The sequence below is a fragment of the Streptomyces globosus genome (assembly GCF_003325375.1).
GTDB classification, from domain to species: domain Bacteria; phylum Actinomycetota; class Actinomycetes; order Streptomycetales; family Streptomycetaceae; genus Streptomyces; species Streptomyces globosus_A.
The window spans coordinates 4,935,774-4,959,850 of the sequence record NZ_CP030862.1; the positions used below are offsets into that span (position 1 = coordinate 4,935,774).

Annotated in this window: 21 protein-coding genes; 7 read left to right on the forward strand and 14 right to left on the reverse strand. The window is 75.2% G+C overall.

Annotation, left to right across the window (positions count from 1 at the left end; all coding sequences use genetic code 11):
- The first annotated feature begins 50 nt into the window (after nucleotides 1–50).
- Nucleotides 51–515 carry a MaoC family dehydratase gene (locus C0216_RS21905; protein WP_114056930.1) on the forward strand — a complete coding sequence of 155 codons (465 nt, stop codon included), beginning with the start codon at nucleotides 51–53 and terminating at the stop codon, nucleotides 513–515.
- Nucleotides 516–528: 13 nt separating this feature from the next.
- Here C0216_RS21905 and C0216_RS21910 read toward each other — a convergent pair whose 3' ends face one another.
- Nucleotides 529–1,158, reverse strand: a complete 630-nt coding sequence (locus C0216_RS21910) for a TetR/AcrR family transcriptional regulator (RefSeq protein ID WP_114056931.1) — start codon at nucleotides 1,156–1,158, stop codon at nucleotides 529–531.
- Between the two features lie 60 nt (nucleotides 1,159–1,218).
- Nucleotides 1,219–1,407, reverse strand: coding sequence for a hypothetical protein (locus C0216_RS21915; RefSeq protein WP_114056932.1), 189 nt, complete (start codon nucleotides 1,405–1,407; stop codon nucleotides 1,219–1,221).
- 55 nt (nucleotides 1,408–1,462) lie between these two features.
- On the opposite strand from C0216_RS21915, the gene C0216_RS21920 reads away from it, so the two are divergent.
- On the forward strand, nucleotides 1,463–2,107 hold the full coding sequence (locus C0216_RS21920; protein WP_114058830.1) for a TetR/AcrR family transcriptional regulator: 645 nt from the start codon (nucleotides 1,463–1,465) through the stop codon (nucleotides 2,105–2,107).
- Nucleotides 2,108–2,143: 36 nt separating this feature from the next.
- On the opposite strand, the gene C0216_RS21925 is transcribed toward C0216_RS21920, so the two are convergent.
- The 8 genes from C0216_RS21925 to C0216_RS21960 all read right to left on the reverse strand — a co-directional run bounded on the left by C0216_RS21925 (nucleotide 2,144) and on the right by C0216_RS21960 (nucleotide 14,585).
- A complete protein-coding gene (locus C0216_RS21925) occupies nucleotides 2,144–3,223 on the reverse strand; it encodes a Zn-dependent alcohol dehydrogenase (RefSeq protein WP_114056933.1) in 1,080 nt (359 codons plus the stop codon).
- A gap of 145 nt (nucleotides 3,224–3,368) precedes the next feature.
- Nucleotides 3,369–4,781, reverse strand: coding sequence for an aldehyde dehydrogenase family protein (locus tag C0216_RS21930; protein ID WP_114056934.1), 1,413 nt, complete (start codon nucleotides 4,779–4,781; stop codon nucleotides 3,369–3,371).
- Between the two features lie 102 nt (nucleotides 4,782–4,883).
- Nucleotides 4,884–6,329, reverse strand: coding sequence for a CitMHS family transporter (locus C0216_RS21935; RefSeq protein WP_114056935.1), 1,446 nt, complete (start codon nucleotides 6,327–6,329; stop codon nucleotides 4,884–4,886).
- 73 nt (nucleotides 6,330–6,402) lie between these two features.
- A complete protein-coding gene (locus tag C0216_RS21940; protein WP_114056936.1) occupies nucleotides 6,403–8,658 on the reverse strand; it encodes a molybdopterin-dependent oxidoreductase in 2,256 nt (751 codons plus the stop codon).
- A 134-nt stretch (nucleotides 8,659–8,792) separates the two neighbouring features.
- The gene (locus tag C0216_RS21945; RefSeq protein ID WP_114056937.1) at nucleotides 8,793–9,413 is read right to left on the reverse strand and encodes a TetR/AcrR family transcriptional regulator; all 621 of its coding nucleotides are present in this window, start codon (nucleotides 9,411–9,413) and stop codon (nucleotides 8,793–8,795) included.
- 71 nt (nucleotides 9,414–9,484) lie between these two features.
- A complete protein-coding gene (locus C0216_RS21950) occupies nucleotides 9,485–10,750 on the reverse strand; it encodes a hypothetical protein (RefSeq protein ID WP_114058831.1) in 1,266 nt (421 codons plus the stop codon).
- Between the two features lie 137 nt (nucleotides 10,751–10,887).
- Nucleotides 10,888–11,724: a hypothetical protein gene (locus tag C0216_RS21955; RefSeq protein WP_174250537.1), complete on the reverse strand. Its 837-nt coding sequence runs from the start codon at nucleotides 11,722–11,724 to the stop codon at nucleotides 10,888–10,890.
- A 773-nt stretch (nucleotides 11,725–12,497) separates the two neighbouring features.
- Entirely contained in the window at nucleotides 12,498–14,585 is a 2,088-nt protein-coding gene (locus C0216_RS21960; protein WP_114056938.1) for a right-handed parallel beta-helix repeat-containing protein, read from the reverse strand.
- 154 nt (nucleotides 14,586–14,739) lie between these two features.
- Between C0216_RS21960 and hmgA the strand changes: the two genes are divergently transcribed.
- The gene (gene hmgA / locus C0216_RS21965) at nucleotides 14,740–16,053 is read left to right on the forward strand and encodes a homogentisate 1,2-dioxygenase (RefSeq protein ID WP_114056939.1); all 1,314 of its coding nucleotides are present in this window, start codon (nucleotides 14,740–14,742) and stop codon (nucleotides 16,051–16,053) included.
- A 79-nt stretch (nucleotides 16,054–16,132) separates the two neighbouring features.
- Nucleotides 16,133–16,882, forward strand: a complete 750-nt coding sequence (locus tag C0216_RS21970) for a GntR family transcriptional regulator (RefSeq protein WP_114056940.1) — start codon at nucleotides 16,133–16,135, stop codon at nucleotides 16,880–16,882.
- A 42-nt stretch (nucleotides 16,883–16,924) separates the two neighbouring features.
- On the opposite strand, the gene C0216_RS33920 is transcribed toward C0216_RS21970, so the two are convergent.
- Complete coding sequence (locus C0216_RS33920) at nucleotides 16,925–17,089, reverse strand: hypothetical protein (protein ID WP_174250436.1); 165 nt, start codon at nucleotides 17,087–17,089, stop codon at nucleotides 16,925–16,927.
- A 173-nt stretch (nucleotides 17,090–17,262) separates the two neighbouring features.
- Here C0216_RS33920 and C0216_RS21975 point away from each other — a divergent pair, with 173 nt between their 5' ends.
- A complete protein-coding gene (locus C0216_RS21975) occupies nucleotides 17,263–18,519 on the forward strand; it encodes a type ISP restriction/modification enzyme (RefSeq protein WP_114058833.1) in 1,257 nt (418 codons plus the stop codon).
- A 23-nt stretch (nucleotides 18,520–18,542) separates the two neighbouring features.
- Here C0216_RS21975 and C0216_RS21980 read toward each other — a convergent pair whose 3' ends face one another.
- On the reverse strand, nucleotides 18,543–19,274 hold the full coding sequence (locus C0216_RS21980) for a TetR/AcrR family transcriptional regulator (protein ID WP_114056941.1): 732 nt from the start codon (nucleotides 19,272–19,274) through the stop codon (nucleotides 18,543–18,545).
- A 70-nt stretch (nucleotides 19,275–19,344) separates the two neighbouring features.
- On the opposite strand from C0216_RS21980, the gene C0216_RS21985 reads away from it, so the two are divergent.
- On the forward strand, nucleotides 19,345–20,571 hold the full coding sequence (locus C0216_RS21985) for a CaiB/BaiF CoA transferase family protein (protein ID WP_114056942.1): 1,227 nt from the start codon (nucleotides 19,345–19,347) through the stop codon (nucleotides 20,569–20,571).
- A 35-nt stretch (nucleotides 20,572–20,606) separates the two neighbouring features.
- Here C0216_RS21985 and C0216_RS21990 read toward each other — a convergent pair whose 3' ends face one another.
- A complete protein-coding gene (locus C0216_RS21990; protein WP_114056943.1) occupies nucleotides 20,607–20,876 on the reverse strand; it encodes a hypothetical protein in 270 nt (89 codons plus the stop codon).
- Between the two features lie 463 nt (nucleotides 20,877–21,339).
- Here C0216_RS21990 and C0216_RS21995 point away from each other — a divergent pair, with 463 nt between their 5' ends.
- The gene (locus tag C0216_RS21995) at nucleotides 21,340–23,043 is read left to right on the forward strand and encodes a serine/threonine-protein kinase (protein WP_114058834.1); all 1,704 of its coding nucleotides are present in this window, start codon (nucleotides 21,340–21,342) and stop codon (nucleotides 23,041–23,043) included.
- Nucleotides 23,044–23,136: 93 nt separating this feature from the next.
- On the opposite strand, the gene C0216_RS22000 is transcribed toward C0216_RS21995, so the two are convergent.
- The gene (locus C0216_RS22000; RefSeq protein ID WP_281277953.1) at nucleotides 23,137–23,949 is read right to left on the reverse strand and encodes an SGNH/GDSL hydrolase family protein; all 813 of its coding nucleotides are present in this window, start codon (nucleotides 23,947–23,949) and stop codon (nucleotides 23,137–23,139) included.
- Between the last annotated feature and the right edge of the window lie 128 nt (nucleotides 23,950–24,077).

The following is a 24,077-nucleotide window of genomic DNA, read 5'->3' on the forward strand; positions in this document are numbered from 1 at the left end:
GGTCCCGGAATGCTGAGCAAGCGCTTGTTCGCCACGCGAGAGGGAGAGGCATGTCCGATCCGAGGGTCTTCACGTCCGCCGAGGAACTGCGCGCCGGGATCGGCGAGCCGCTCGGGCCGAGCGGCTGGCTGGAGGTGGACCAGAAGCGGATCGACCTCTTCGCAGACGCCACCGGCGACCGCCAGTGGATCCACGTGGACCCGGAGCGGGCCGCGTCCGGGCCCTTCGGATCGACCATCGCGCACGGCTACCTGACGCTGTCGCTGCTCCCGAGCCTGGTACCGCAGGTCATGCGCGTCGAGGGCATGCGGATGGGCATCAACTACGGCACGGAGAAGGTGCGCTTCCCGGCGCCGGTGCCCGTCGGGTCCCGGCTGCGCGCCACCGCCGTGATCACGGCGGTCACGGACACGGCGGACGGCGGCGTCCAGGTTGCGGCGACCGTCACCGTGGAACGGGAGGGCGGCGACAAGCCGGTGTGTGTGGCGCAGTCGCTGTCGCGCTACTACTTCTGAGGCGGGCCGCGGCTCAGGCGGCCGGCGCCGCGCCGACCATGCGCAGGACGAGGTCGGCGTAGAGGTCACCGACCTCTTCCGGGGTGCGCCGCCCGGCCGCGTTGAACCAGCGGGCGACGTCGATGCAGAGGGACAGGACGGCGAGGGTGGTCCCCGGCACGTCGGGCACGTGGAACTCGCCCGCGGCGACCCCGTCGCCGAGGATGCGCCGCACGACGGCGTCGCTCTGGCGGCGCAGCTGCACGATCTCGTCGCGGTGCTCCGGGGCGAGGGCGTCCAGCTCGTACTGGACCACGCGCGCGGTGGTGTGGTGGGCGGCGTGCCACAGCACGAACGACCGGACGGCCGCTCCGAGCCGGTCGGCCGCCGAACCGGGACCGGCGGCGGCCGTCTCCAGGATGTCCAGGGCCTTGTCGTGGCCTATCCGGCTGATCCGGTGGAGCAGCTCTTCCTTGGTCTTGTAGTGGATGTACAGGGCGGCCGGGCTCATGCCCGCCCGGCCCGCGATGTCCCGGGTCGTGGTGGCGTGGTAGCCGCGCTCCGCGAACGCCTCGACGGCGGCCACGAGCAGCCGCCGAGCGGCGTCGGGGGTGACTTCCGACCACGGCCGGTAGCCGCCGGCCGTCTCCTCCGCGCTGCCCATCGTTCGCCCACCTTTTCGTCACTGTCGGAAGGAACACCTTACCGGAGGGTGAGCAAGCGCTTAGACGCCGGAGCGGGAGATGGCCGCGCGGGGTCGGGCCTTCGGCCGGAAGGGGTCGTGGCCGGCGGGGATCTTCTCCATGCGCGCCTCGTCGACGCGGCTGACGATGCCGGTGGGCTCCTGGCGGTCGCGGACGACCTTGGCGAGCGTGAGGGGCAGGCGGCCGGCGCCCTCCCGTCCGACCGGCACCTGTGGCGTTCGACCAGCACCTGTGTGACAGTGCGGCAGGCCTACCATGTGGCGCATGGCCAGACCGCGCAAACCGCTCCTCAGCCGGGACCGTATCGTCGAGGCGGCTGGGGCGCTGGTGGACGCGGAGGGGCTGGAGGCGGTGTCGACGCGGCGGCTCGCGGCCGCGCTCGGCGTGAGCGGGCCGTCGCTGTACAACCACTTCCGCACCAAGGACGAGATCCTGGACGCCGTGGCCGACGCGGTGAGTGCGCGGGTCGACCTGTCGATGTTCGAGGCGGGGTCCGGCCGGGACTGGCGGGAGGCCCTGCACGCCTGGGCGCACTCCTACCGGGATGCCCTGGCCGGCCACCCGAACCTCGTGCCGGTGCTGGCGCGCGGCCCGGGGCGGCGCCCGGCGGGGCTGCGGCTGGCGGACGCGGTGTTCGGGGCGATGACGGCGGCCGGCTGGCCGCCGGCCCAGGCGACGCGGATCGGCGCGCTGATGCGGTACTTCATCCTCGGCTCGGCGGTGGGTTCGTTCGCCCGGGGTTTCGTGGACGACCGGGAGGCATACGACCCGGCCGACTACCCGCACCTGGGCAGGGCACATTTGCTGGCCGAGCGGCAGCGCGAGGTGGACGAGGGCGCGTTCGAGACCGGGCTGACCGCCCTTCTGGACGGCCTCTCCCTCCAGTACGCGGCCCTGCGGCGCCCCTGAAGGCGCCCGCGGGCCCGCTGCACACGACGGCCGGGGTCAGAAGACGACGAGCGAGCGGCCGCCCTTGCCGGCCTGCATCGCCTCGAAGGCGCCCGGGATGCCGTCGAGGGTGATCCGGTCGGTGATCATGGCGGTGAGGTCCAGGCGGCCGGCGCGCACGTGCCCGGCGAGGACCGGCAGGTCGCGGGCCGGGTCGCAGTTGCCGTAGACGCAGCCGGTGAGGGTGCGGGCGAAGCGGAAGATGTCCATCGCGCTGAAGGCGACCTGCTGGTCCTTGCCGCCGATGCCCACGACGGTGGTGCGGCCGCCCCGCCGGGTGGAGTCCCACGCGGCGCGGATGGACGCGGCCCGGCCGGCGCACTCGACGGCCGCGTCCGCCCCGCGGCCCCCGGTGGCCGCCCGGATCTCCTCGACCGCGCTGTCGGAGGCGAGGACGAAGTCGGTGGCGCCGGCCTCCCGGGCCAGTTCCTCCTTGGCCGGGGAGACGTCGACGGCGACGATCCGCTCCGCCCCCGCGATCCGCGCGGCCTGCACGGCGGCCAGACCGACGCCGCCGATACCGAAGACGGCGACGGACTCCCCGGCCCGGACGCGGGCGCTGTGGTGGACGGCGCCGTAGCCGGTGAGCACCGCGCAGCCGAGGAGAGCGGCCTCGGCGAGCGGGATCCCGGCGGGCGCGGGCACCACGCAGGCGGCCGCGACGACGGTCTCCTCGGCGAACGCCCCCACGTTCAGCCCCGGGTGCAGCGGCGTGCCCGCGGAGTCGTGGGCGTGGACCGCTCCGACCCCGGCCAGGGCCTTGGCGCACAGCCACACCTCGCCGATCGTGCAGTGGTGGCACCGGCCGCACGAGGGCGACCAGTTGAGGACCACCCCGTCGCCCGGGGAGACGTGGGTGACGCCCCCGCCGACCGCCAGGACCGTGCCGGAGCCCTCGTGGCCCAGCACGGCGGGGACGGGGACCCGGACCGTCCCGTCGCAGACGGAGAGGTCGGAGTGGCACACCCCGGCGGCGGCGAGGCGGACCCGGACCTGCCCCGGCCCGGGGTCGGGCAGGACGACCTCCCGTATCTCCAGCGGTGCTCCGACGGCTGGCAGGACTGCGGCGCGGACCATGGTCGATCCCGTCTCTCGGGCCCTCACCCGGCGGGCCGGGCCTGGGCGGGGGCGGAAGGGCGTACCGGGCAGCGGACGGACCGGACGGCGTACGGGCCGAACCGGGCCGACCGGGTGAGCGGGCCCGCCCCGTCCAGGGCGGGTGTCAGAACTGGAGCGACTTCGTCTGGAGGTACTCGGCCAGGCCGTGCGGCCCGAGTTCGCGGCCGACACCGGACTGCTTGTACCCGCCGAACGGCGCGAGGGGGTTGAAGCGGCCGCCGTTGATGTCCACCTGGCCGGTGTCCATGCGCCGGGCGAACGCGACGGCCGTCTCCTCGTCCGCCGCCCAGACGGCGCCGCCGAGCCCGTACACCGTGCCGTTGGCGATGCGCAGCGCCTCGTCCTCGTCCCCGTAGGCGATGATCGACAGGACGGGGCCGAAGATCTCCTCCTGCGCGATCACCATGTCGGGGGTGACGTCGGCGAAGACGGTCGGGGCGATGTAGTAGCCGCGGGGGTGCGGGGCGTCGGGGCCTCCGGCGACGAGGCGGGCGCCCTCCTCGATGCCCTTGGCGATGTACGCGCGCACGCGGTCGCGCTGCTTGGCGTTGACGACCGGGCCGAGGCGGGTGCCCGGCTCGCGGGGGTCCCCGGCGGTGTACGGGGCGACGGCGGCGGCCGCGAGGGAGACGGCCTCCTCGTACTGGTCGCGGTGGACGAGCATCCGCGTGAGCGCGTTGCAGCTCTGGCCGGAGTTGTTCATGACGTGGCCCACGCCCGCCGCGACGGCCTTGGCCAGGTCGGCGCCGGGCAGGATGACGTTGGCCGACTTGCCGCCGAGTTCGAGGGCGACGCGCTTGACGGCGGCGCCGGCCGTGGCCCCGATCAGCCGGCCCACCGCGGTGGAGCCGGTGAAGGAGACCAGGTCCACGCCTTCGTGCGCGGCGAGGGCCTGCCCGGCGACCGGGCCGGTTCCGGTCACCAGGTTGAACACGCCGGCCGGGATGCCCGCCTCGTGCACGGCTTCGGCGAAGAGCTGTGCGGTCAGCGGGGTGTCCTCGGCCGGCTTGAGGACGAGGGTGCAGCCGGCGGCGAGAGCGGGTGCCACCTTGGCAACGATCTGGTGCAGCGGGTAGTTCCAGGGCGTGATGGCCCCGACCACGCCGACCGGTTCGAGGAGCACGGTGGAGTTGCCGATCCGCTCCTCGAAGGCGTACGAGGCGGCGAGCTCGGCGAAGGAGGCGGACACGGCGAGCGGCGCCCCCACGTGGACGCGCTCGGAGAAGCCGGTCGGGGAGCCCAGCTCGGCGGTGACGACCTCGGTGAACTCGGCCTTCCGGGCCGCCATCGCATCGCGCAGGGCCCCGATCAGGGCGGCCCGCTCCGTCGGCGGCGTGGTGGCCCAACCGGGGAAGGCGGCTCGGGCGGCGCGCACCGCCGCGTCCACGTCCTCCGCGGTGCCGGCCGGTACGTCGGCGATGACCTGCTCGTCGGCCGGGTTGACGACCTCGATGCGGTCGCTTCCGGCGGCGGGCCGCCATTCGCCGGCGATGTACATCCCGTCGTGGGCCTTCATGGCGCTTCCTCCCCCGAACGCGCACGGTTGTGCGGACCTGGTCTGGTGGCCCCACCCTACAAACCGGCGCCGCCGCGCCGCGGGGCTGCCCGCCCGCCGCGGTCAGATGATGCCGAAAAGCATCCCCGCCGCGAGGACGGCGAGCGAGGTCAGCGCCGCCCATTTCACGGTGAAGCGGGTGTGGTCGCCGAACTCGACGCCGGCCATGCCGACGAGGACGTACACGGCCGGAACCAGCGGGCTGGACATGTGCAGGGCCTGGCCGACGAGCGAGGCGCGGGCGATCTCCAGCGGGGAGACGCCGTGCGCGGCGCCGGCCTCGGCGAGGACGGGAAGCACGCCGAAGTAGAACCCGTCGTTCGACATGAAGTAGGTGAGCGGCAGGCTGAGGAGGCCGGTCACCAGCGCCATGTGCGGGCCCATGCCCTCGGGGATCGCGGCGACGAGCCAGTCGGCCATGTGCTTGACCATGCCGGTGCCGCTGAGGACGCCGGTGAAGACGGCGGCGGCGAAGACCATGCCGGCGACGTTGAGGACGTTGTCGGCGTGGGCGGCGATCCGTGCCTTCTGGTCGGGCATGTGGGGGAAGTTGACGGTGAGGGCGAGGGCGGCGCCGAGGAGGAACAGCACCGGGATGGGCAGCAACTCCATGATCATCGCGGTCAGCAGGGCGGCCGTGAGGCCGGCGTTGAACCAGTACAGCCGCGGCCGCAGCGTGGGCCTTCGCGGGTCGAGCCCCTGGAACCCGGCGGCGGCCGCGCCGGCGGCCGGCGAGGCGGGACCGGAAGCCGGCCCGGCCGCGGCGTCGGTACGGGACTCGTCACGGTGACCGGCGGCCGGAGCCGTGTCGGCGGGGCCGGCTGCGGCAGGGGCGGCGGTGCCGGCTGCGGCGACGGCGACCGGCTGCGGCTCGGCGCCGCCGGGCAGCGCGAGCGTGCCGAGGCGGCGGCGCTCCTTCAGCCCGAGGGCGTAGGCGAGGGCGAACACGCACAGCAGGCCTACGGCCAGGGCCGGGATCATCGGGACGAACACGTCGCCGGCGTCCAGTTTCAGGGCGGTGGCGGCGCGCGCCGTGGGGCCGCCCCACGGAAGGGTGTTCATGACGCCGTTGGCGGTGGCCGCGACTCCGGTCATGACGACGAGGCTCAGGCCGAGCCGCTTGTAGAGCGGGTACATGGCCGAGACGGTGATCATGAAGGTGGTGGAGCCGTCGCCGTCGAGGGAGACGACCGCGGCGAGGACGGCGGTGCCGACGACGACGCGCACCGGGTCCGCCTTGCAGAAGCGGAGGATGCCCCGGACGATCGGGTCGAAGAGCCCGACGTCGATCATCACCCCGAAGTAGACGATGGCGAACATCAGCATGGCGGCGGTCGGGGCGAGTTTGCCGACGCCGTCGATGACGTAGTCGCCGAGGTGGGCGCCCTGCCCGGCGAACACGCAGAAGAGTGCGGGGATGAGGACGAGCGCCGCGATGGGCGACATTTTCTTCATCATGATCAGGACCAGGAAGGTGGCGATCATGGCGAAGCCGAGGAAGGTCAGCATGCAGGGAACGTAGGGGGCCCGCGGAGGGCCCAACAAGACGTCCGGACGTGAGCAATACGAGCAAAACCCCAGCTCAGGGCAGGGGTGCCAGCTCGACGGGGAAGCCGTTGAGGACTGCCGTGCCGGACAGCGGGTCGAGCCGGGAGCCGTCGAGGAGCTGGTTGACGTTGGCCCCGGGCGAGGCGGCGGCGACGGACAGCCGGGCGCCGTCGCGGTCGTGGCCCCAGCCGTGCGGGAGGCTGACCACTCCGGCGCGCACGGTGTCCGTGACCTCGACGGGCACGTCCAGGCTGCCGCCGTCGGCGGTGACCCGGGCCCGGCCTCCGTCGGTGAGGCCGAGGCGCTCGGCGTCCTGCGGGTGGACGTGGAGGGTGCAGCGGTTGGAACCTCCGGCAAGGGCCGGGACGTTGTGCATCCAGCTGTTGTTGGACCGCAGGTGGCGGCGGCCCACGAGCACCAGGGCGGCGGGGCGTTCGGCGAGGGCGCTGCGCAGCCTGGGGAGTTCGGCCGCGATCGGGTCCGGCAGGAGCTCGATGCGGCCGCTGCGCGTCTTCAGCACGTCCGGGAGGCGGGGCTGCAGCGGGCCCAGGTCGATGCCGTGCGGCCGGTCGAGGAGCCGCGCCAGGGTGAGCCCTCCGCCGGCTCGCGCGTCGTGGCCGGCGCCGAACAGGTCGCCGTACGGGCCGAGCCGGAGCATCAGGTCGAGCCGCCGCTCGGGGCCGCTGGCGCCGGTGAGCAGGCCGGCGAGCCGGCCCGGGTCCTGCCCGTGCAGCGGCGAGTCCGGGTCGGCGGTCTCCTTGGCGAGGGCGGCCCGGATGACGGGCTCGTCGACGGCTTCGGCCGCGTCGGGTACGGCGGGGCCGTGCAGCCCGGCTGCCGCGAGGACGAGGCGGGCGTGGATCTCGCACTCGTCGAGCAGACCTTCCTGGAGCGGGACGGCGGGCCGGGTGTAGCGCACCTGGTTGCGTACGGCGAACCCGTTGAAGGCGAAGTCGTGGTGCGCGCTCTGTGCGGGCGGCGGAGGCGGCAGCACGACGTGTGCGTGGCGGGATGTCTCGTTGAGGTACGGGTCGACGCTGACCATGAAGTCGAGGCCGGCCAGTGCCGCGTCGAGGCGCCGACCGTCGGGGGAGGACAGCACCGGGTTCGCGGCGATGGCGACGAGGCCGCGGATCCGGCCCTCCCCCGGCGTCTCGATCTCCTCGGCGAGGGCGACGAGCGGCAGCTCGGACTTGGCCTCGGGGTGGCCGCCGACCCGGCTGTGCCAGCGGCCGAGGGTGAAGCCCCTGCCCGGTCCGCCGGGACGGGGCCGGGGGCCGGCGGCCGGGAGCGGGAAGAGGGCGCCGCCCGGCCGGTCGAGGTTGCCGGTGAGGATGTTGAGTACGTCGACGAGCCAGCTGGCGAGGGTGCCGTACTCGACGGTGCAGCTGCCGATCCGCCCGTAGACAGCGGCGGTGGGGGCGGCCGCGAGGTCGCGGGCGAGGTCGCGGATCTCGGCGGCCGTGATGTCGCAGGCCGGGGCGACGGCCTCGGGGGTGAAACGCGCGAGGGCCTCGCGGAGTTCCCGGAGCCCGTGGAGGCGGTCCGCGAGTTCCGGCGGCAGCGTGGGGCGGTGGTCGGCGAGCAGGGTACGGGCGAGCGCGGCCAGCAGCAGGGCGTCGCTGCCGGGGCGCGGTGCGAGGTGCCGGTCGGCGAGGCGCGCGGTGCGGGTGCGGCGGGGGTCGACGACGACGAGGGTGCCGCCGCGGGCGCGCAGCGCCTTCAGCCGGCCCGGGAAGTCGGGGGCGGTGCACAGCGACCCGTTCGATTCGACCGGGTTGGCGCCGATCAGGAGCAGGAAGCCGGTGCGGTCGAGGTCGGGGACGGGGATGGCGAAGGGGTCGCCGAACAGGAGGCCGCTGGAGACGTGCTTGGGCATCTGGTCGAGGGTGCTGGCGGTGAAGAGGTTGCGCGTGCCGAGCGTCCTCAGGAGCAGCGGCGGGTAGAGGGCGCCGGCCATGGTGTGGACGTTCGGGTTGCCGAGGACGACGCCGACGGACTGGGCGCCGTACTCCGAGACGAGCGCCGGGAGCGCGGTCGCGACGGCTTCGAAGGCTTCGTCCCAGCCGGCCTCCCGCAGCCGGCCGCCGCGCCGGACGAGCGGCGTGCGCAGCCGGTCGGGGTCGGAGTCGAGCGCGCCGAAGGCCGCCCCCTTGGGGCAGATGAAGCCGCGGCTGAAAACGTCCTCGCGGTCGCCCCGGGCGCCGGTGACGGTTGCGCCGTCGACGGTGAGCGTGAGGCCGCAGGTGGCTTCGCAGAGGGGGCAGATGCGCAGGGCGGTGCGGGGCATGGGCCCTCCCGGGCGGCAGGCCGGCAGGCGGCGGGGACGTCGGCGTGGTACGGCGGCACGAGCATACCGACCGGTACGCACGTCGGGGAGGGTGCGGGGCGGAAGGGCGCGGCGGGGGGCTTCCGGTCTCGGGGTCAGTCCAGGACGCGGGCGAGGTACGCCTGCATCATGGCCCGGATCTCCTCCACGATCGCCGGGTCCCCCGCCGGGTCGGTCCGGAACGCCAGCTTGGTCAGCGCGTCCGTGGCCTCGACGGCGACCAGGACGGCCCGCTCCAGGGCAGCGTCCGGCGTGCGGCCGAGGTGCGTGGCGAGGAGTTCGGTGAGGCGTGCGGCGACCGTCCGGTTGGGGTCGGCGGCCGGGCCGTCCTCAGGCGGCGAGGGCACGCCGAAGTCGACGAGCGCGAAGCCGGGCACCGTCCGCTTCATGGCCAGGTACTCATCCAGGACCACGTCGGCCACAGGCCGCCAGCCGGAGTCCGGGAGGGCGGCGAGGCGGTCCGCGATGGCGTCGGTGTAGCGGTCCAGGTTGCGGTGGGCGAGGGCGATGGCCATGGCCCGCTTGTTGCCGAAGAAGCGGTAGACCGATCCGATGGGCACGCCTGCGCGTGCGGCGACGGCCCGGGTACTGAGGTTCTCGTAGCCCGATTCGCCGAGGAGTTCGGCGCAGGCCTCGAGGATCCGGGCGAGCCGGTCGGCGCTGCGCTGCTGTACGGGCGCACGGCGCAAGGAATGGGTGGCGGGCACGGGGTCCATCATGCCGCTCCGGGCGGGCGGTTTCAGCCGCCGGCCGCGACAGGCGCGCGGGGCCGGCGGACGGCGGCGGGTCAGTTCAGGAGGAGGGCGATGCCTCCGAGCGTGTAAGTGATCATCAGCGCCAGCATCGGGAGCTGTCCGGCGAGGGCGCGGGCCGGCGGGAAGAGGCGTACGGAGCGGTCGTGGGCGGCGATGACACCGAGGACGTGCCCGGCGACGACGGACACGACCTGGAGGGCGGCGAGGCCCCCGGGGCCCAAGGGGGACAAGGCCTCGGGCCGATTGTCAGTGCCGAATGCCATGATTACTGTGCGTGGTCCTTCGGTCACGAGAAGGGAGAAGTAGTGGGCGATGAGATAGCCGAGGGCGATCGGCACGAGTGAGTGCGCGAAGGCCGTCAGCGGGCCGGGGTGAGGACCGCTGACGAGGCGGGTGGCCGCCGCGCACAGGCAGTACAGGGTGGCGACGAGGGCGACGGAAGCAAGCAGTCCGAGTGTGGCCGTGGGGGTGCGGCCGAGAGGGGAGGTCTGGAGGGTGGTGATCCAGGAGGGGTTGTCGCTGAAGCCGTCGTAGGCGGTGGAGCCGAGCAGGACGCAGACGGTGGCGACGAGTCCGGGCCGCTCGGGCGTCGCGTCGAGTCCGTGGAAGGGGTTGCGCAGGACGAGGAGGCCGTCGGCGCGGCGGCCGAGGGGGGAGAGCCTGGCCAGGAGGGCGGAATACGCCTCGAAGGCGTCGCCTTCGGCGAACCAGCGCTCGCCGAAACGGGCGGCGAGCGCAAGGTGGGCGGCGCCGTACAGGGAGAGGGCGATCAGGAGGGGGGTGGTGGATGCAGGATCCGGAGAGGCGAGCTCCAGCCAGGTGAAGCCGAACAGCCCGACCGCGGCGGGCCATTGGCCGATCCGGGCCGGAAGCGGGGCCGGCCGCGTGCGCAGGGAGCGGGGCAGCAGGCGGTACAGGGTGCGGAGCGGGTTCAGCAGTCCCCAGACGGGGCCGAGGAGGAGGGAGGCGGGCACGAGGCCGACCCAGAAGAGGACGTAGACGGCGCCGGGGCCGGGGTTGCGGGCGGGGTCGTCGGGACCGAGGAGGAGGGAGGCGAGGACGGCGAGTGCGGCGGCGAGGCCGAGGGCGCGCAGGGCGGCGCGGGTGGCGGGCGCGTCGGCGGTCCGCTGGAGGGCGGCCGGCAGGGCGATGCCGGACCGGTCTCCGCGGAACCGGGAGGAGGACCAGAGCAGGCCGAGGACGAGAAATGAGGCGAAGAGTGCGGTGAAGGCGCCGGCGAACGCGTAGAAGGGAGAGATCGGCAGGTCGTGCTGGGATCCGATGCCGTGCGCGAGCACGGTGAGCGGGTGGTCGGCGGCGGCCGCGCCGGCCGGGTCGGGGACCGCGCCCCGGTCGGCGGCGGCAGCGCCGAGGTCGGCTGCCGGGGAGCCCGCTACGGGGTCCAGGCCGCTGCCCGGCCCGTGGGGCGGCGGCGTCACCGGACCAGCAGCTGGGTCAGGACGAGCCGGGAGGTGTGCGTCTCGACCTCGAACAGGCCAGTGCGGTCGGCGGTGAGGACCAGGGTGGCCTCCTGGCCTGCCGGGAGGGCGAGTTCCCTGTCGTAGCCGTGGACGTGCAGGGTGTCGGAGCGGTCGCTGGTGACGCGCAGGGCGACGCTCTGCCCGCGCTTCAGCTCGGTGCGGCCGGGAGCGGGCGTCACCTTGCCGTCCTTCACGGCGATGGTGACCGTGCGGTCGGCGGCGGGGGCCGGCGCGGACGGCTGCGCCTGCGGCGGCTGCGGGGCATGGGGTGAGGCGGGCCCGCCGTGGCTGTGGCTGCCGTGCGCGCCGCCGGCCGGGGCGGACAGGGCGGTGCCGGCTTCGACCGCCTTGCCGCCGACGGCCCACACGGTGTGGTCGTCGGCGTAGAGGCGGGCGGTCAGGATGTGCGCGCCCTCGGGGACCTGCGCCGCGGGCAGGTGGAACCAGGGGCCGTACAGCCGGGCCACCTTGCGGCCGTCGAGCTCCAGGTGGGCGTGGCCGGTGCCGGGGATGGCGGCACCGCCGGCGCTGCCCGGGGTGAAGCGGAAGTTCTGCACCGACAGTTGGACGTTCCAGCCGTCCTCGCTGTCGGGGCGGACGCTGATGCCGACCTGCGGGGCGCCGGCGGCGGGGACTTCGCGGAACCGGTGGCCGGCGCTGTCGCGGGCGTCGAGCAGCGTCCCGGCGCTGCCGGAGGCCTGCTCGTGGCTGGTGCCCGGCTTGTGGTGGGTCGTGGGCCGGCCGCCGCAGCCGGCCGCGGAACCGCCGAGCAGCAACACGGTGGCGAGCAGGGCGGCAGCCCGCTCCCGCCGGCGCAGCCGCCTGCCCGCGAGCGGCCCCCCGCCGGGGGCGGGTGCGGCCGGGCCGGGCCCGCCGGGCGCGCCACCCCAGCCGGCGGCGGCGGGCCCGTACCGGCCCTCCGCGCCGGATCCCGGGCTGAGCCCCGGCACGCTCTCGCCCGGCCCGGCCTGGGCGGATCGGGCCGAGGCTGCGGGCCGGTCCGACGCCCGCGGAGGCCAGGCCGGCACGGCACTGCGCACCGGTGCGTGCACGGGGCCAACCACGGCGGCCCCCGAACGGGTCGGCGCCTGCGCGGGGTCGGCGGCGGTCCCGGGACGGGCTGACGCCTGCGCGGGGTCGGCCGTGGTCCCGGGGTGGATCGGTGCCTGCGCGGGGCCAGCCGCATTCCCCGCACGGGCCGGGGCCTGCGCGGGGTTGGCCGCGGTCCCGGGGTGGATCGGTGCCTGCGCGGGGCCAGCCGCATTCCCCGCACGGGCCGGGGCCTGCGCGGGGTTGGCCGCGGTCCCGGGGTGGATCGGTGCCTGCGCGGAGGCGCGGGCCGGGGCCTGCGCGGAGGGAAGGGACTGGGGCCGCGAGGTGGGAAGGGACTGGGGCCGCGAGGTGGGGCGGGTCGGTGCGGGGGTGGGGTGGGCCGGCGCCGTCGGATGGGTCGGTGGGTGGGCGAGGTCGGGTGTGCGGTGGGCGGAGGGTGGGGTGGTGGCGGGTGTGGCCGGCGCGGGTGCGGGGGTCGGCCCCGTGGGGGTGGGGGGCGGTGGGGGTGGGGTCACCTGGGGCGCCTCTCGGCCGGGGTCGGTGTGGGGGTGGGCGCGGGGGTGGGGGTGGGCGTGGGGCGGGCGGAGGCGGCGGCTGCCCAGAGGGTCCAGACGACTGCTGCCAGGGCGCGGGCCCAGGCAGGGCTGACGGGGGTCCCCGGGATCATCAGGACGGCCTTGTCGAAGGCGTCGAGGAGGGTCAGGCCGGCCAGGAGGAGGGTCAGCCGGGCCAGCCAGGGGCGGTCCGCGTGCAGGGCCGCGCCGGCGCCGGCCCACCACAGGCCGAGGAGGAGGAGGGCCACGGCGGGGACGGCCGTGTCGGCCAGCGGGGTCGTGGAGCCGGCGACGTCCAGGGCCAGGCCGGCCAGGCCCAGCAGCGACGCCGCCGTGCCCAGGCGGGAGCCGCGCAGCCGGCGCGCCCACAGCACCGCCCCGACGAGCCCCAGGACCGCGGCCGTGCCCAGCGCGATCTGGGTCTCGACGCGGGCCAGGCCCCGGGCGCCGTACCAGTCGCAGCCTGCGGGGAGCCTGCGCGCCTGCACGTCGTAGTCGGCGCAGACGAGCAGCTGTGCGAGCTTCACCGGCTCGCCCACCAGCCGGTGCGAGCCGCCTGACACCGCTCCGCGGCGCTCCCCGCACTCGGGCAGGGCTCCCGGGGAGGAGCCGTCGGGGCCGGGCTGCCAGCAGTTGCCGCGGCCCTGTCCGTCCCACCACACGTCCATCCCGTTGGGGCGGACGGCCCCGGACTTGTCGCGGCCCAGGACGTTCTCCGCGTACCGGTTGTGGTGGGAGGTGTCGGCCTGCTTCGACCAGGCGTTCTCGCCGCGGATGAAGGCGGGCACGGCCGACAGGTAGAAGCCGGCGCGGCGGTGCCCGTACACCCAGTTGCCCTCGTAGATGTTCCAGTTGCCGCCGGCGGTGATGATGCCGGTGCCCGGCGGCATGGAGATCTGCGGGCAGACGACGCCCTGCTCGTATCCGCGCTCGACGGGCGGCTTCGCGCAGGTGCCGTCGGCGACGTACCGGTAGTAGTCCTGGTTGTTGTCGTGGATGAGGTTCCGCTCGAACTTCGCGTGGTTCTGCGGCAGGCCGGGGTGCCCGGGGAAGGCGCTGTCCATCGAGGCGCCGCCCATGTTGTGGTCGAACTCGTTGTCGTGCACCCACACCGAGTCCCCGGCGGTGCCGGAGTAGCCGACCATGTTGTGGTGGCTGCGGCAGCCGGTGATCTCGATGGAGTAGCGGGGGACGTCGTAGCCGCGGCCCTCGTTGATGTTGCTGGCGCTGCCCGGGTAGATGCCGGAGTCGCCGTTCCCGTACGACTCGCAGTTCTTGTACAGGCCGTGGTCGCTGGCGAAGGTCAGGAAGCCGTACTCGTCGTTCCAGCGGGTCAGGACGTCGTCGATGACGAAGCCGTCGCCGGCGAGGACGTACAGGGCGTTGAAGGTGGTGCGCTGGGCGGTGAAGTTTCGGAAGTAGACGCCGTTCGACCGGTCGGCGCGGATGGCGTTGAGCTTCTGGTACTTGGCGTCGATGACGACGTCGAGCCGGGACGCGCCCGTCCCCTCGATCTGGAGGTCCTTCTTGCCGAGGATGGCGACGAGGTTCTGGTTGTGCCGGCACTGCACCTGCTGCTCGTACGACAGGATCTGGTAGCCGAGCGCGGAGGAGGGGGCCTTCAGGGCGGCGCACTCCCCCGACGGCTTGGGCAGGGAGGGCTCCTCCTCGTACAGGCCGGGGAGGATCGCGATGTTCATGCCTGGCCGGTCCACCGCGTCGACGGCCTGCTGGAGGTGGCGGTAGCCGGACTTCTCGCACCGCTCGTACAGGGCGAGGTTGCGCTGCCTGAGCGCCTCGGGGAAGGCCGCGATGCGGCGCTCGAAGGCCGGCCGGTCGGTCTTGCAGACCAGCAGGTCGGGCTCGGCGTTGCGGTAGGCGGGCACGGATCCGCTGCCGTCGGGGAAGGTGACCGGCCGCTCCTCGTGCGCGCGTGCGGCGGGCGCGGCCGTCAGGAGGGTCAGCAGCGGCAGCAGGGTGAGGAGGGCGGCGAGGAGGGCCGGCCGGGCGGCGGGGCGTCTGCGGGTCCACGGGGTCCACGACATGCGCGAGAGAGTAGAGCAATGTTCATGTTTTCGGATCCCCTGCGACAGCATCGATCCAAGCCGCGCCCCACACGCCCTCCAGGGGCCATTGACGCGCGGGCCGGGGAATCCTACTGTCGACCATAGGATTCCTTCGACAGAGCGGAAGCACCCCATGAGCGAGCAGGCCAGGAAGACGGCCGAGGGCCTGGAGTACCTCACCGGGTTCGGAAACGAGCACAGCTCCGAGGCCGTGCCCGGCGCCCTCCCGTCAGGCCGGAACTCGCCCCAGCGCGCCCCCCTCGGCCTGTACGCGGAGCAGCTCAGCGGCAGCGCGTTCACCGAGCCCCGCAGCCACAACCGCCGCTCGTGGCTGTACCGCATCCGCCCGTCCGCCGCACACCCGCCGTTCACCCGCGTCGACAACGGGTCCCTTCGGACGGCGCCGTTCACCGAGGCCCCGGCCGACCCGAACCGGCTGCGCTGGAACCCGCTGCCCGACCCGGCCCCCGGCACCGACTTCCTGGCCGGCCTGTGGACCCTCGGCGGCAACGGCGACGCCGCCCAGCGCACCGGCATGGCCATCCACCTCTACTCCGCCGACGCCGACATGACAGACCGGGTCTTCAGCGACTCCGACGGCGAACTGCTGATCGTCCCCGAGCGCGGCGGGCTCCTGCTGCGCACCGAGCTCGGCCTGCTCGCCGCCCGCCCCGGCGAGGTGGCGCTGATCCCGCGCGGCGTCCGCTTCCGCGTCGAGCTCCTCGACGGCACCGCCCGCGGCTACGTGTGCGAGAACTACGGGCGCCCCTTCGAGCTGCCGGACCTCGGCCCGATCGGCGCCAACGGCCTGGCCAACGCCCGCGACTTCCGGGCGCCGGTGGCCGCGTACGAGGACGGGGACCGGCCCACGGAGGTGGTCAACAAGTTCTGCGGCAACCTGTGGTCGGCGACGTACGACCACTCCCCGCTCGACGTCGTCGCCTGGTACGGCACGCACGCCCCGTACGTCTACGACCTGCACCGCTTCAACGTGCTGGGGTCCATCAGCTACGACCACCCCGACCCGTCGATCTTCACCGTGCTGACCTCGCCCTCGGACACGCCCGGCCTGGCCGGCGTCGACTTCGTGGTCTTCGCGCCGCGCTGGCTCGTCGGCGAGGACACCTTCCGGCCGCCGTACTTCCACCGGAACGTGATGAGCGAGTACATGGGCCTCATCGAGGGCTCCTACGACGCCAAGGCCGAGGGCTTCGTCCCTGGCGGCGGCTCGCTGCACAACATGATGTCGGCGCACGGCCCCGACCGGGAGACCTTCGACAGGGCGAGCGCCGCCGAGCTGAAGCCGCAGAAGATCGACGACGGCCTGGCGTTCATGTTCGAGACGCGCTGGCCGATCACCGCGACCGCCCAGGCCGCCGGTGCGGACCACCTCCAGCGTGCGTACGACGACGTCTGGGAGGGGCTGGAACGGCACTTCCGCGCCTAAGATGCTCCCGGCCCCGCCGGGAGGGGCCGCGCGCCCCGCGCGCGCGTGCCCGCCGCCTCGTCCGTACGGAGAACCACCCGTGACCGCCTTCGCCCCAGACTCGCTGGTGCTGAACCGGAAGCTGCCGCTCTGGTATCAGGTGTCGCAGTCGTTGCGCGCCTCGATACTGGGCCGCACCCCGGACGCCTCGCTGCGCCTGCCCACCGAGGAGCAGCTCGCCGAGCACTACGGGGTGAGTGTGCTGACGATGCGCCAGGCGCTCAAGGAGCTGGAGGGCGAGGGGCTGATCAGCCGGCACCGGCGGCGCGGGACGTTCATCGAGCCCGGGGCCATGCGCGGGGCCCCTGTGCGGCTGCTGGGCTCGGTCGACGCGATCGTGGCGCAGCAGTCGGGCGACCGGACGACCGTGCTGGGGCACGAGCGGACGGCCGTCTCGGGCGAGCTGCTGGAGCACTTCCCCGACACGGCCGAGGTCGTCGTCTACCGGCGGCTGCGCCACGACGGCGAGAGCGGCGAGCCGACGAACTGGGCGGAGAACGCGGTGCGCCCGGAGATCGCGGAAGCGGTGGACCTGGAGGACCTGGCGCGCTGGCCGATGACCAAGGTCCTGCGGGACGTGGTCGGCGTGCGGATCAGCCGGATCACGGACACCGTCGAGGCGCGGCTGGCCGATCCCGAGACGGCCGAGCTGCTGCGCGTGCCGCTGCTGAGCCCGATCCTGCACTACACGGGCGTCACGTACGGGGAGGACGGGCGCGTCGTGGACGTGGCGCGCATCCGGTACCGCGGCGACCGCTTCTCCTTCACGGTGACGGTCGACGCGCACTGAGGAGGCCGGAGCCGGCGCCCCGCCGCCGCTCCCGCCGTGCGGCTACTTCTCGTCGTCGTCGGCGCGGCGCTCGCCCTCCGCCTGGGAGGGGGTGGTGCGCATGGTGTCCGGGTGGTGGTGCGCCGCCCGCTCCTTCTCGTCCATGTCCTCGTCGAGCCGCTCGCCCTCGGCCTGCGAGGGGGTCGAGTATTCGTCGTACTGACTCATGTCCGCTCCTCGGCTCTGCGGTCGCCCCGCGCGCACCCGGGCCGGGCCCGCGGCGCCCGTGCACGGGGCCGTACACGCCGTACACGCCGTACACAAGGAGCGTAACGCTTCGGCCACCGCCCGGCCCGGACACGGCTGCGGGGGGCCTGCCGGGTGCGGGGGCCGTCGCTACCATCTGCCGGGTGAGCGACGACGTACCGCTGCTGGACGAGCTGATGCCGTGGGCCGTGAGCGGCCTGCGCCTGGGCCGCGCCTGGGTCGCCGCCCCCGATCCGGCGGCCCTGCAGGCTCGCTGGGGCGTGCTGGCCGGTGCCGAGGGGGCGGAGCGGGAGCGGCTGTTCCGGCCGAGCCGGGCCCGTTCCACGGCGCTGGGCGCGGCCGCGCTGCCGGGGCAGCGCGCGCCGTCCACGGCCCGCTTCGCCGATGCCCCGGGGCCGTGCCCGGAGCCGGTGCGGGCGCTGCTGGCGCCCTTCGACGAGCAGTGGCTGCTGCCCGACCAGCGGCTGATCGACTCGGCCCGGCCGGAGCTGTGGCGGGTGCTGGACGGGCAGCAGCTCTTCGTCCTGGAGGGCCCGGAGCCGGTTCCGGCAGCGGTCCCGGAAGCCGCGCCGGCGTCCGGTGCGGCTTCCGCGCCGGCGCCGGCGGCGGCCCTCCCGGAGCCGGGCCTCCAGGTCACCGCGCGCCTGCCGGCCGGCCGGCTGGGCCGGATCCGGCCGCTGCACCGCCGCCCGGGCGGCGCGGAGCCCAACCTCGCGCCGGGCCTGCTGCCGCTGCTGGGCGCGCGCTTCGGCGGCTGGGTCACCCCGCAGGACGTGCTGTGCTGGATCCTGGCCGCCGGCCGGCCGGGGCCGCGCGGGTACGGGGTGCCGCTGCCCTCCGACCCGGGGCGGTGGCGGGCGGGGCTGGAGCTGGGCAGCCGCCTGCTGGCCGTGCGGCTGCGCGGGGGCGGCGGCGCGGAGCCGCCCCGGCTGCCGGGCGGCCGCCGCCCGTACGTGCGCTCCGCGGTCACCGGCTGGCCCGGCGGGATCGGCTACGACGCGGCCGCGGAGACACTGGTCCTCGGCACGGGTACGGTCTCCCCCGTCCCGGCGGAGGCCTGGGAGTACGGGGCGCCGGGCGGGGCACGGGTCCTGGAGGCGTGGTTCGCGGCCCGCTGCGCGCACCGCAGCCCGGAGGCGGCGGGGCTGGAGGCGGTGGGTCCGGCCGTGTGGCCGCAGGCGTGGACGTCGGAGCTGCTCGCGCTGGTGACGACGCTGGCGCTGCTGGCCGGGGCGGCGGAGGAGCGGGCGGCGTTCGAGCCGGGGCCGCTGCTGCCCCGGGCGGAGCTGGCGGCCGGCGGGGTGCTGCCGCCGCCGCGGTGGGCGCGGCGCCCGGCGTCCGTCCTGGACCACCTGGAGGAGGGCCCGGGCGGGCAGTTCGCCCTACTGTGACGGGGCGGCCGGGCTCGGGGCCGTCAGGCGGGAGGCGTCCACCCGGCCAGCAGGCGGAGCACGCAGCGGTCGAAGACGGCGTCCATGTCTGCGGCCACCTCGGCGACGGGATGGGTGTCGGCGAGGGCGGCCGCGAGCAGCGGGTAGGCGCCGGTCGCCAGGGCGGAGCCGAGCCAGGCGGTCCGTACCCGCGTCTCGTCGGCCTCGCTCCAGGGCAGGGCGCGAGCCCGCTCGGCCATGGCGAGCTCGTTCGCCGCGAACGTCGCGACGGAGCCGTTCACGGTCGCGAGGAGTTCCAGCTTCTGCCCTCCGGGCAGGTCCAGCGGGGTGAGGCAGTCCAGGCTGTACTCGAGGTAGCGCAGGGCCTGGGGGCTGAAGCCGTGGACGGGGCCGAGCAGGCGGGGCAGCCAGGGGTGGCGGTGCATCAGGCGTCGCGTCTGGCGGGCGAGGCCGAGGAGGTCGGCCTGCCAGTCGCCGGTGGGCGGGGGGAAGGCGTACTCGGCGCTGACGGCGTCGACCATCAGCTCGTACAGGTCTTCCTTGCGCGGCACGTAGTTGTAGAGGGACATGGTGCCGGCGCCGACGCCGGCGGCGACGCGCCGCATGGAGACGGCGTCGATGCCCTCGGCGTCGGCGATGCGGACGGCCTCGGCGGCGATCGACTCCCGGGTGTGCGCGGGCCGGGGCCCGCGGCCGGCGCGCTGCGGGCGGGCCCAGATCACTTCGGGTTCAGCGGGGCGTCCGCCGGCTGTCATCGCTCATCACCTCGCCGCCATCCTAGAGGGGGTGGTGACAGGGCGAGGTGCGGGCAGGTAGGCAGGGCGCATGGCATCTCACACTCAGGACGTGCACGCCCGGCCCGCGGATCCGCTGCCCCTGGAGGGCGTCACCGTCGTCGCGGTGGAACAGGCCGTCTCTGCCCCGTTCGCCACGCGCCAGCTGGCGGACCTGGGGGCGAGGGTCGTGAAGGTGGAGCGCCCGGACGGCGGCGACTTCGCCCGCGGCTACGACACCGCGGCCCGGGGCCTCGCCTCGCACTTCGTCTGGGCCAACCGCGGCAAGGAGTCCCTCGCGCTGGACCTGAAGGACCCGCGCGGCCTGGAGGTGCTGCACGGGCTGCTGGCCGGGGCCGACGTGTTCGTGCAGAACCTGGCGCAGGGCGCGGCCGCCCGGCTCGGGCTTGACTCGGCGGCGCTGTGCGCGCGGTATCCGCGGCTGGTCGCCGTGGACGTCTCCGGCTACGGCCCGCAGGGCCCGTACGCGCACAAGCGGGCCTACGACATGCTGGTGCAGTGCGAGGCGGGCCTGGTGTCGGTGACGGGCACTCCCGAGCGGCCCGTCAAGGCGGGGATTCCGGCCGCGGACATCGCGGCGGCCATGTACGCCTTCTCCGGGGTCCTGGCGGCGCTGCTGCGACGCGGGGTGACCGGGCGCGGGGGCCGCGTGGAGGTGTCGATGCTGGACGCGCTCGCCGAGTGGATGGGACATCCGCTGCACCACACGATGCACGGCGGGGAGCAGCCCGCCCGCACGGGCCTGGCGCATGCGGTGATCGCCCCGTACGACGCCTACGCGACGGCCGACGGGGACCGCGTACTGCTGTCGGTGCAGAACGACCGCGAGTGGCGGCGGCTGGCCGGACAGGTGCTGGAGCGTCCCGAGTTGGCGGATGATCCGGCGTATGCGACCAACGCGGCCCGGACCCGGGGCCGGGAGAAGACGGACGCGGTCGTCGCGGAGGCGCTGGGCCGGCTGGACGCGGCCGAGGCCGTGCGGCGGCTGGAGGGGGCGGGTATCGCATGCGCCCGCCTGAACTCGGTGGCGCAGCTCGCGCACCATCCGCAGCTCGCGGCGCGTGACCGCTGGCGGGAGGTGGGATCGCCGGCGGGTCCGCTGCGGGCGCTGCTGCCGCCGATCGGGCTGCCGGGGGGCGCCGCACCGCGGATGGGTGCGGTGCCCGCGCTCGGCGAGCACACCGACGCCCTGCTGCGCGCCCTGGGGATGTCGGGCGCGCAGATCGCGACTCTGCGCCGGGATGGAGTAATTGCGTAGGCCGGGGCGAAACCTGACGGGGGTCGGGACCGTTCTTACGAGCGGCGGCTGCCGAAGAGCGAGCGACGCAGCCGCCGCAGCGGCGCGAAGAGCGAGACGCGCGCGCTCCGGCTCCGCAGCCGGTGCGTGTGGTCGCGCGAGGTGAGTTCGCGCATCAGCAGGGTCGCCTCGGCGACCTCCCGGTGCGGGACGGCGGGTCCGCCCAGCACGGCGAGGTGGCGGTCGAGGCGCGAGCTGGTCGCGCTGCTTCCGCAGGTGATGGCAGGCACGCGGGGCGGCCTGCTGCGCATCGTTATCTGTTCCATGTTCTCTCCCCACCCGTACGAGGGCACCCGGCCCGGGCAGGTTAACCCTATCGCCCCCGAGACGCCCCCGGGTATCCCGGTGGTGTGAATTACCCCTATGCGTCGGGGAGTTGACGGTTACTCAGCGGAGTTGTCGGTTACTCTCCGCAAGCTCCGCGGTGTTCAGCCATGCCGCGGGCGGCACGCGGGGGCGCGGCGGGGGCGCCCCGCGCCCGGCACGCCACGCGTTCCGGCGCCGCGACAGGGGTCACGCGGGGCGCACTGCGCTAACTTGGAGTGACCGCCCGATCGCACAGGGGCGCAGGGACGCACGGATGCACAGGGGGCTCGCGTGACGGACGGCAGGGGCGCCGGCGGGACGGGCGCGGCGGGCGGAGGCGGTGGCGGTACGGGCGGCGCGGCGGGCCCGGACCGGGTCGTGGCGGGCCGCTACCGGCTGCTCGGCCTGCTGGGCCGGGGCGGCATGGGCGTCGTGTGGCGCGCCAGGGACGAGGTGCTGGCCCGCGAGGTGGCCGTCAAGGAGGTGCGCGCGCCCGCCGGGCTGGACGGCGCCGAGGTCGGGCGGCTGTACCGGCGGCTGGAGCGGGAGGCCTGGGCCGCGGCGCGGGTGGCGCACCGCGGGGTCGTCACGGTGTACGACGTGGTGACCGAGGACGGCCGGCCGTGGATCGTGATGGAGCTGGTCCGCGGGCTGTCGCTGGCCGACGTGCTGGAGTCGGAGGGTCCGCTCGCCCCGCAGCGCGCCGCGCACGTCGGCGAGCAGGTGCTGGCGGCGCTGCGGGCCGCGCACGAGGCGGGCGTGCTGCACCGGGACGTCAAGCCCGCCAACGTGCTGCTGGCCAACGACGGCCGGGTGGTGCTGGGCGACTTCGGGATCGCGCGCCTGGAGGGGTCGGCGGCGATCACGGTGACGGGCGAGGTGGTCGGCTCTCCGGAGTACATCGCGCCGGAGGTGGCGCTGGGCGAGGAGCCCAGCACGGCGTCGGACCTGTGGTCGCTCGGAGTGACCTTGTACACGGCCGTGGAGGGCGTCTCGCCGTTCCGCCGCGAGTCCGCGCTGTCGACGCTGCGGGCGGTGGTGGAGGGCGAGCCTCCGGAGCCCCGGCGGGCCGGGGCGCTGGCGCCCGTACTGGACGGGCTGCTGCGCAAGGACCCGGGTGCGCGGCCGTCGGCGCAGGAGGCGGCCCGGGTGCTGCGGATCGTCGGCGCGGGCGGGGCCTTGCGGGATCCGGGCGGGCCGCGGGCCGGGGCGGGCGCGCCGGGTCCTGCCCTGCACGGCAGCGGCGGGGCGCTCGCGGACCCGGGGCCGACCGCACCGATGCCGCGGACCGGCCCGGCACCCGTCGCGGAGCCGGGTGCCGGGTACGGGCCGCGGCCGCAGGGCCCGGGGCGGGCCGGGACGGTGCTCGCCGCGGGGGTCGCGGTGCTGGTGGCGGCGGTGGCGGTGCTGACCTGGCTGCTGCTCGCGGAACGGGCCGCGGGCGGTGGGGGCGGCTCCGGCTCGGCCGGGCCGTCGGCCTCCGCCGCCCCGCCGTCCGCGTCGGGCCCGGAGCCGGGGGCGGCGGGCAGGCCTGCGGGCTCCGCCGGCGGTTCGGGGCCGGCGTCCGCCTCGGCTTCGGCGTCCGCGTCGGCCTCCGCGTCCGGGTCCCCCTCGCCGTCGGGTACGGCCGCGCCGCATGCCTCCGCCGCCGTCCGGGCCGTGCGCGCCGCGTACGCGGGGAGCTGCCCGGCCGCGGCGTGGCGGGCGCCGGCCTTCACCGCCGCCGTGGCGGTGGAGCCGCGGCCGGCGTCGGTCGAGTACCGGTGGGTGCGGCGCGGCGGCGGCTCCGCCGAGGGCTGGCGGTCCGCCCCCTACCCGGCGCACGGGGAGCTGGAGTTGGAGCACACCGAGCTCGCGCACCGGGCGGGCGGGATCCTGGAGGACGCGGTGCGCCTGGAGGTCCGGGGGCCGGCCGAGGCGGTGTCGGAGTGGGTGGAGTTCTCGGTGGTGTGCGAGGAGGCCCCGCCGGGCGGGTCCCCCTCCCCCGGTGTGAGCGCCTCGCCCGGTCCGGGCGTGTCCCCGGAGCCGGAGCCGGACCCGCAGGCGGGCGGCGGGAGCGAGCCGGAGCCCGGGCCCGGCACCGGAGCGGGGCCGGGGGCCGAGTTCGACCCGGAGGCCGCCGCCTGACTGCGGCGCGTACGGGGCCGCGTCGTACGGGCCCCGCGTACGGGGGTGCTGCGGGCGGCGGGCCGGGGCTTGCCGGTCCGCCGCCCGCGGCGGTCACGCGTTGTTGCGGAGGACGGGCAGGTAGCCGCCGGACTGCCCGGCGGCGGTCGGGTGGTAGGACTCGGAGATGTTCGCCCAGTTGACGCTGTGGAGCCAGGCGCTGCCGGAGCAGATCTCGTGGCCGGTGAAGGTGCCGACGACGGAGGCGAAGGTGAAGCCGTGGTCGGCGGCGCGCTTGGCGATGGCCGCGTTCAGGTGGTCGGCCGCGCCGTTGATGGCGGCGCGCTCGCCTTCGGTGAGGCCGGCGATGCAGGTGCCGTTGAGCTTGTAGAAGCGGGGGTAGCCGAGGACGACGACGCGGGCGGCGGGGGCCTTGCCGCGGATGGAGTTGTAGACCCTGTCGAGTTGGGCGGGGAGGGTGGAGTCGACGTAGCCCTTGGCCTGGTTCACCCGGTTGACGCAGGTCGACTCGGACTGGAGCACACAGGTCGTCATGACGTCGGAGAATCCGGCGTCGTTGCCGCCGATGGTGATGCTGACCAGGTCGGTTCCGGAGTTCAGCGGTCCGAGCTGGTTGGCGACGACGTCGCCGGTGCGGGCTCCGGAGCAGGCGGTGAAGGCGAAGCTCTGCGGGGAGTTGGCGGCGGCCCACAGGGCCGGGTAGGCGCGGGGGGTGCGCTTGCAGGAGCCGCTGGAGGAGTCGTAGTTCCCCGCGCCGAGGCCGGAGGAGTACGAGTCGCCCAGGGCGACGTAGCCGAAGTCGGCGGAGGCTGCGGCCGCTTGGCCGGAACCGAACAGGGCAGCGCCGGCGGCGAGTAAGAGGGAGGAGGTCCAGGCGGCGAGGCGGGGCATGCTGCGCAGGGGCATGTGCGGCTCCTCGTGGGGGCGTTCGTGGGGGGGTTACTCGGGAGTCGGGGTTACTCCTGAGTCCGTGGTACCGGGAGCCGGGATTGGCCGGAAGTGTTCATGCCAAGGAGGTTCGGCGGAGGATTGGG

Coding starts and splice junctions, on each gene's coding strand:
- C0216_RS21920 (WP_114058830.1), top strand. CDS start 1,463: ATGGCCAGACCGCGCAAACCGCTCCTCAGCCGGGACCGTATCGTCGAG.
- C0216_RS21935 (WP_114056935.1), bottom strand. CDS start 6,329: ATGCTGACCTTCCTCGGCTTCGCCATGATCGCCACCTTCCTGGTCCTG.
- C0216_RS21980 (WP_114056941.1), bottom strand. CDS start 19,274: ATGACAGCCGGCGGACGCCCCGCTGAACCCGAAGTGATCTGGGCCCGC.
- C0216_RS21925 (WP_114056933.1), bottom strand. CDS start 3,223: ATGGTCCGCGCCGCAGTCCTGCCAGCCGTCGGAGCACCGCTGGAGATA.
- C0216_RS21990 (WP_114056943.1), bottom strand. CDS start 20,876: ATGGAACAGATAACGATGCGCAGCAGGCCGCCCCGCGTGCCTGCCATC.
- C0216_RS21940 (WP_114056936.1), bottom strand. CDS start 8,658: ATGCCCCGCACCGCCCTGCGCATCTGCCCCCTCTGCGAAGCCACCTGC.
- C0216_RS33920 (WP_174250436.1), bottom strand. CDS start 17,089: ATGAGTCAGTACGACGAATACTCGACCCCCTCGCAGGCCGAGGGCGAG.
- C0216_RS22000 (WP_281277953.1), bottom strand. CDS start 23,949: ATGCCCCTGCGCAGCATGCCCCGCCTCGCCGCCTGGACCTCCTCCCTC.
- C0216_RS21995 (WP_114058834.1), top strand. CDS start 21,340: ATGGGCGTCGTGTGGCGCGCCAGGGACGAGGTGCTGGCCCGCGAGGTG.
- C0216_RS21905 (WP_114056930.1), top strand. CDS start 51: ATGTCCGATCCGAGGGTCTTCACGTCCGCCGAGGAACTGCGCGCCGGG.
- C0216_RS21910 (WP_114056931.1), bottom strand. CDS start 1,158: ATGGGCAGCGCGGAGGAGACGGCCGGCGGCTACCGGCCGTGGTCGGAA.
- hmgA (WP_114056939.1), top strand. CDS start 14,740: ATGAGCGAGCAGGCCAGGAAGACGGCCGAGGGCCTGGAGTACCTCACC.
- C0216_RS21985 (WP_114056942.1), top strand. CDS start 19,345: ATGGCATCTCACACTCAGGACGTGCACGCCCGGCCCGCGGATCCGCTG.
- C0216_RS21960 (WP_114056938.1), bottom strand. CDS start 14,585: ATGTCGTGGACCCCGTGGACCCGCAGACGCCCCGCCGCCCGGCCGGCC.
- C0216_RS21945 (WP_114056937.1), bottom strand. CDS start 9,413: ATGGACCCCGTGCCCGCCACCCATTCCTTGCGCCGTGCGCCCGTACAG.
- C0216_RS21930 (WP_114056934.1), bottom strand. CDS start 4,781: ATGAAGGCCCACGACGGGATGTACATCGCCGGCGAATGGCGGCCCGCC.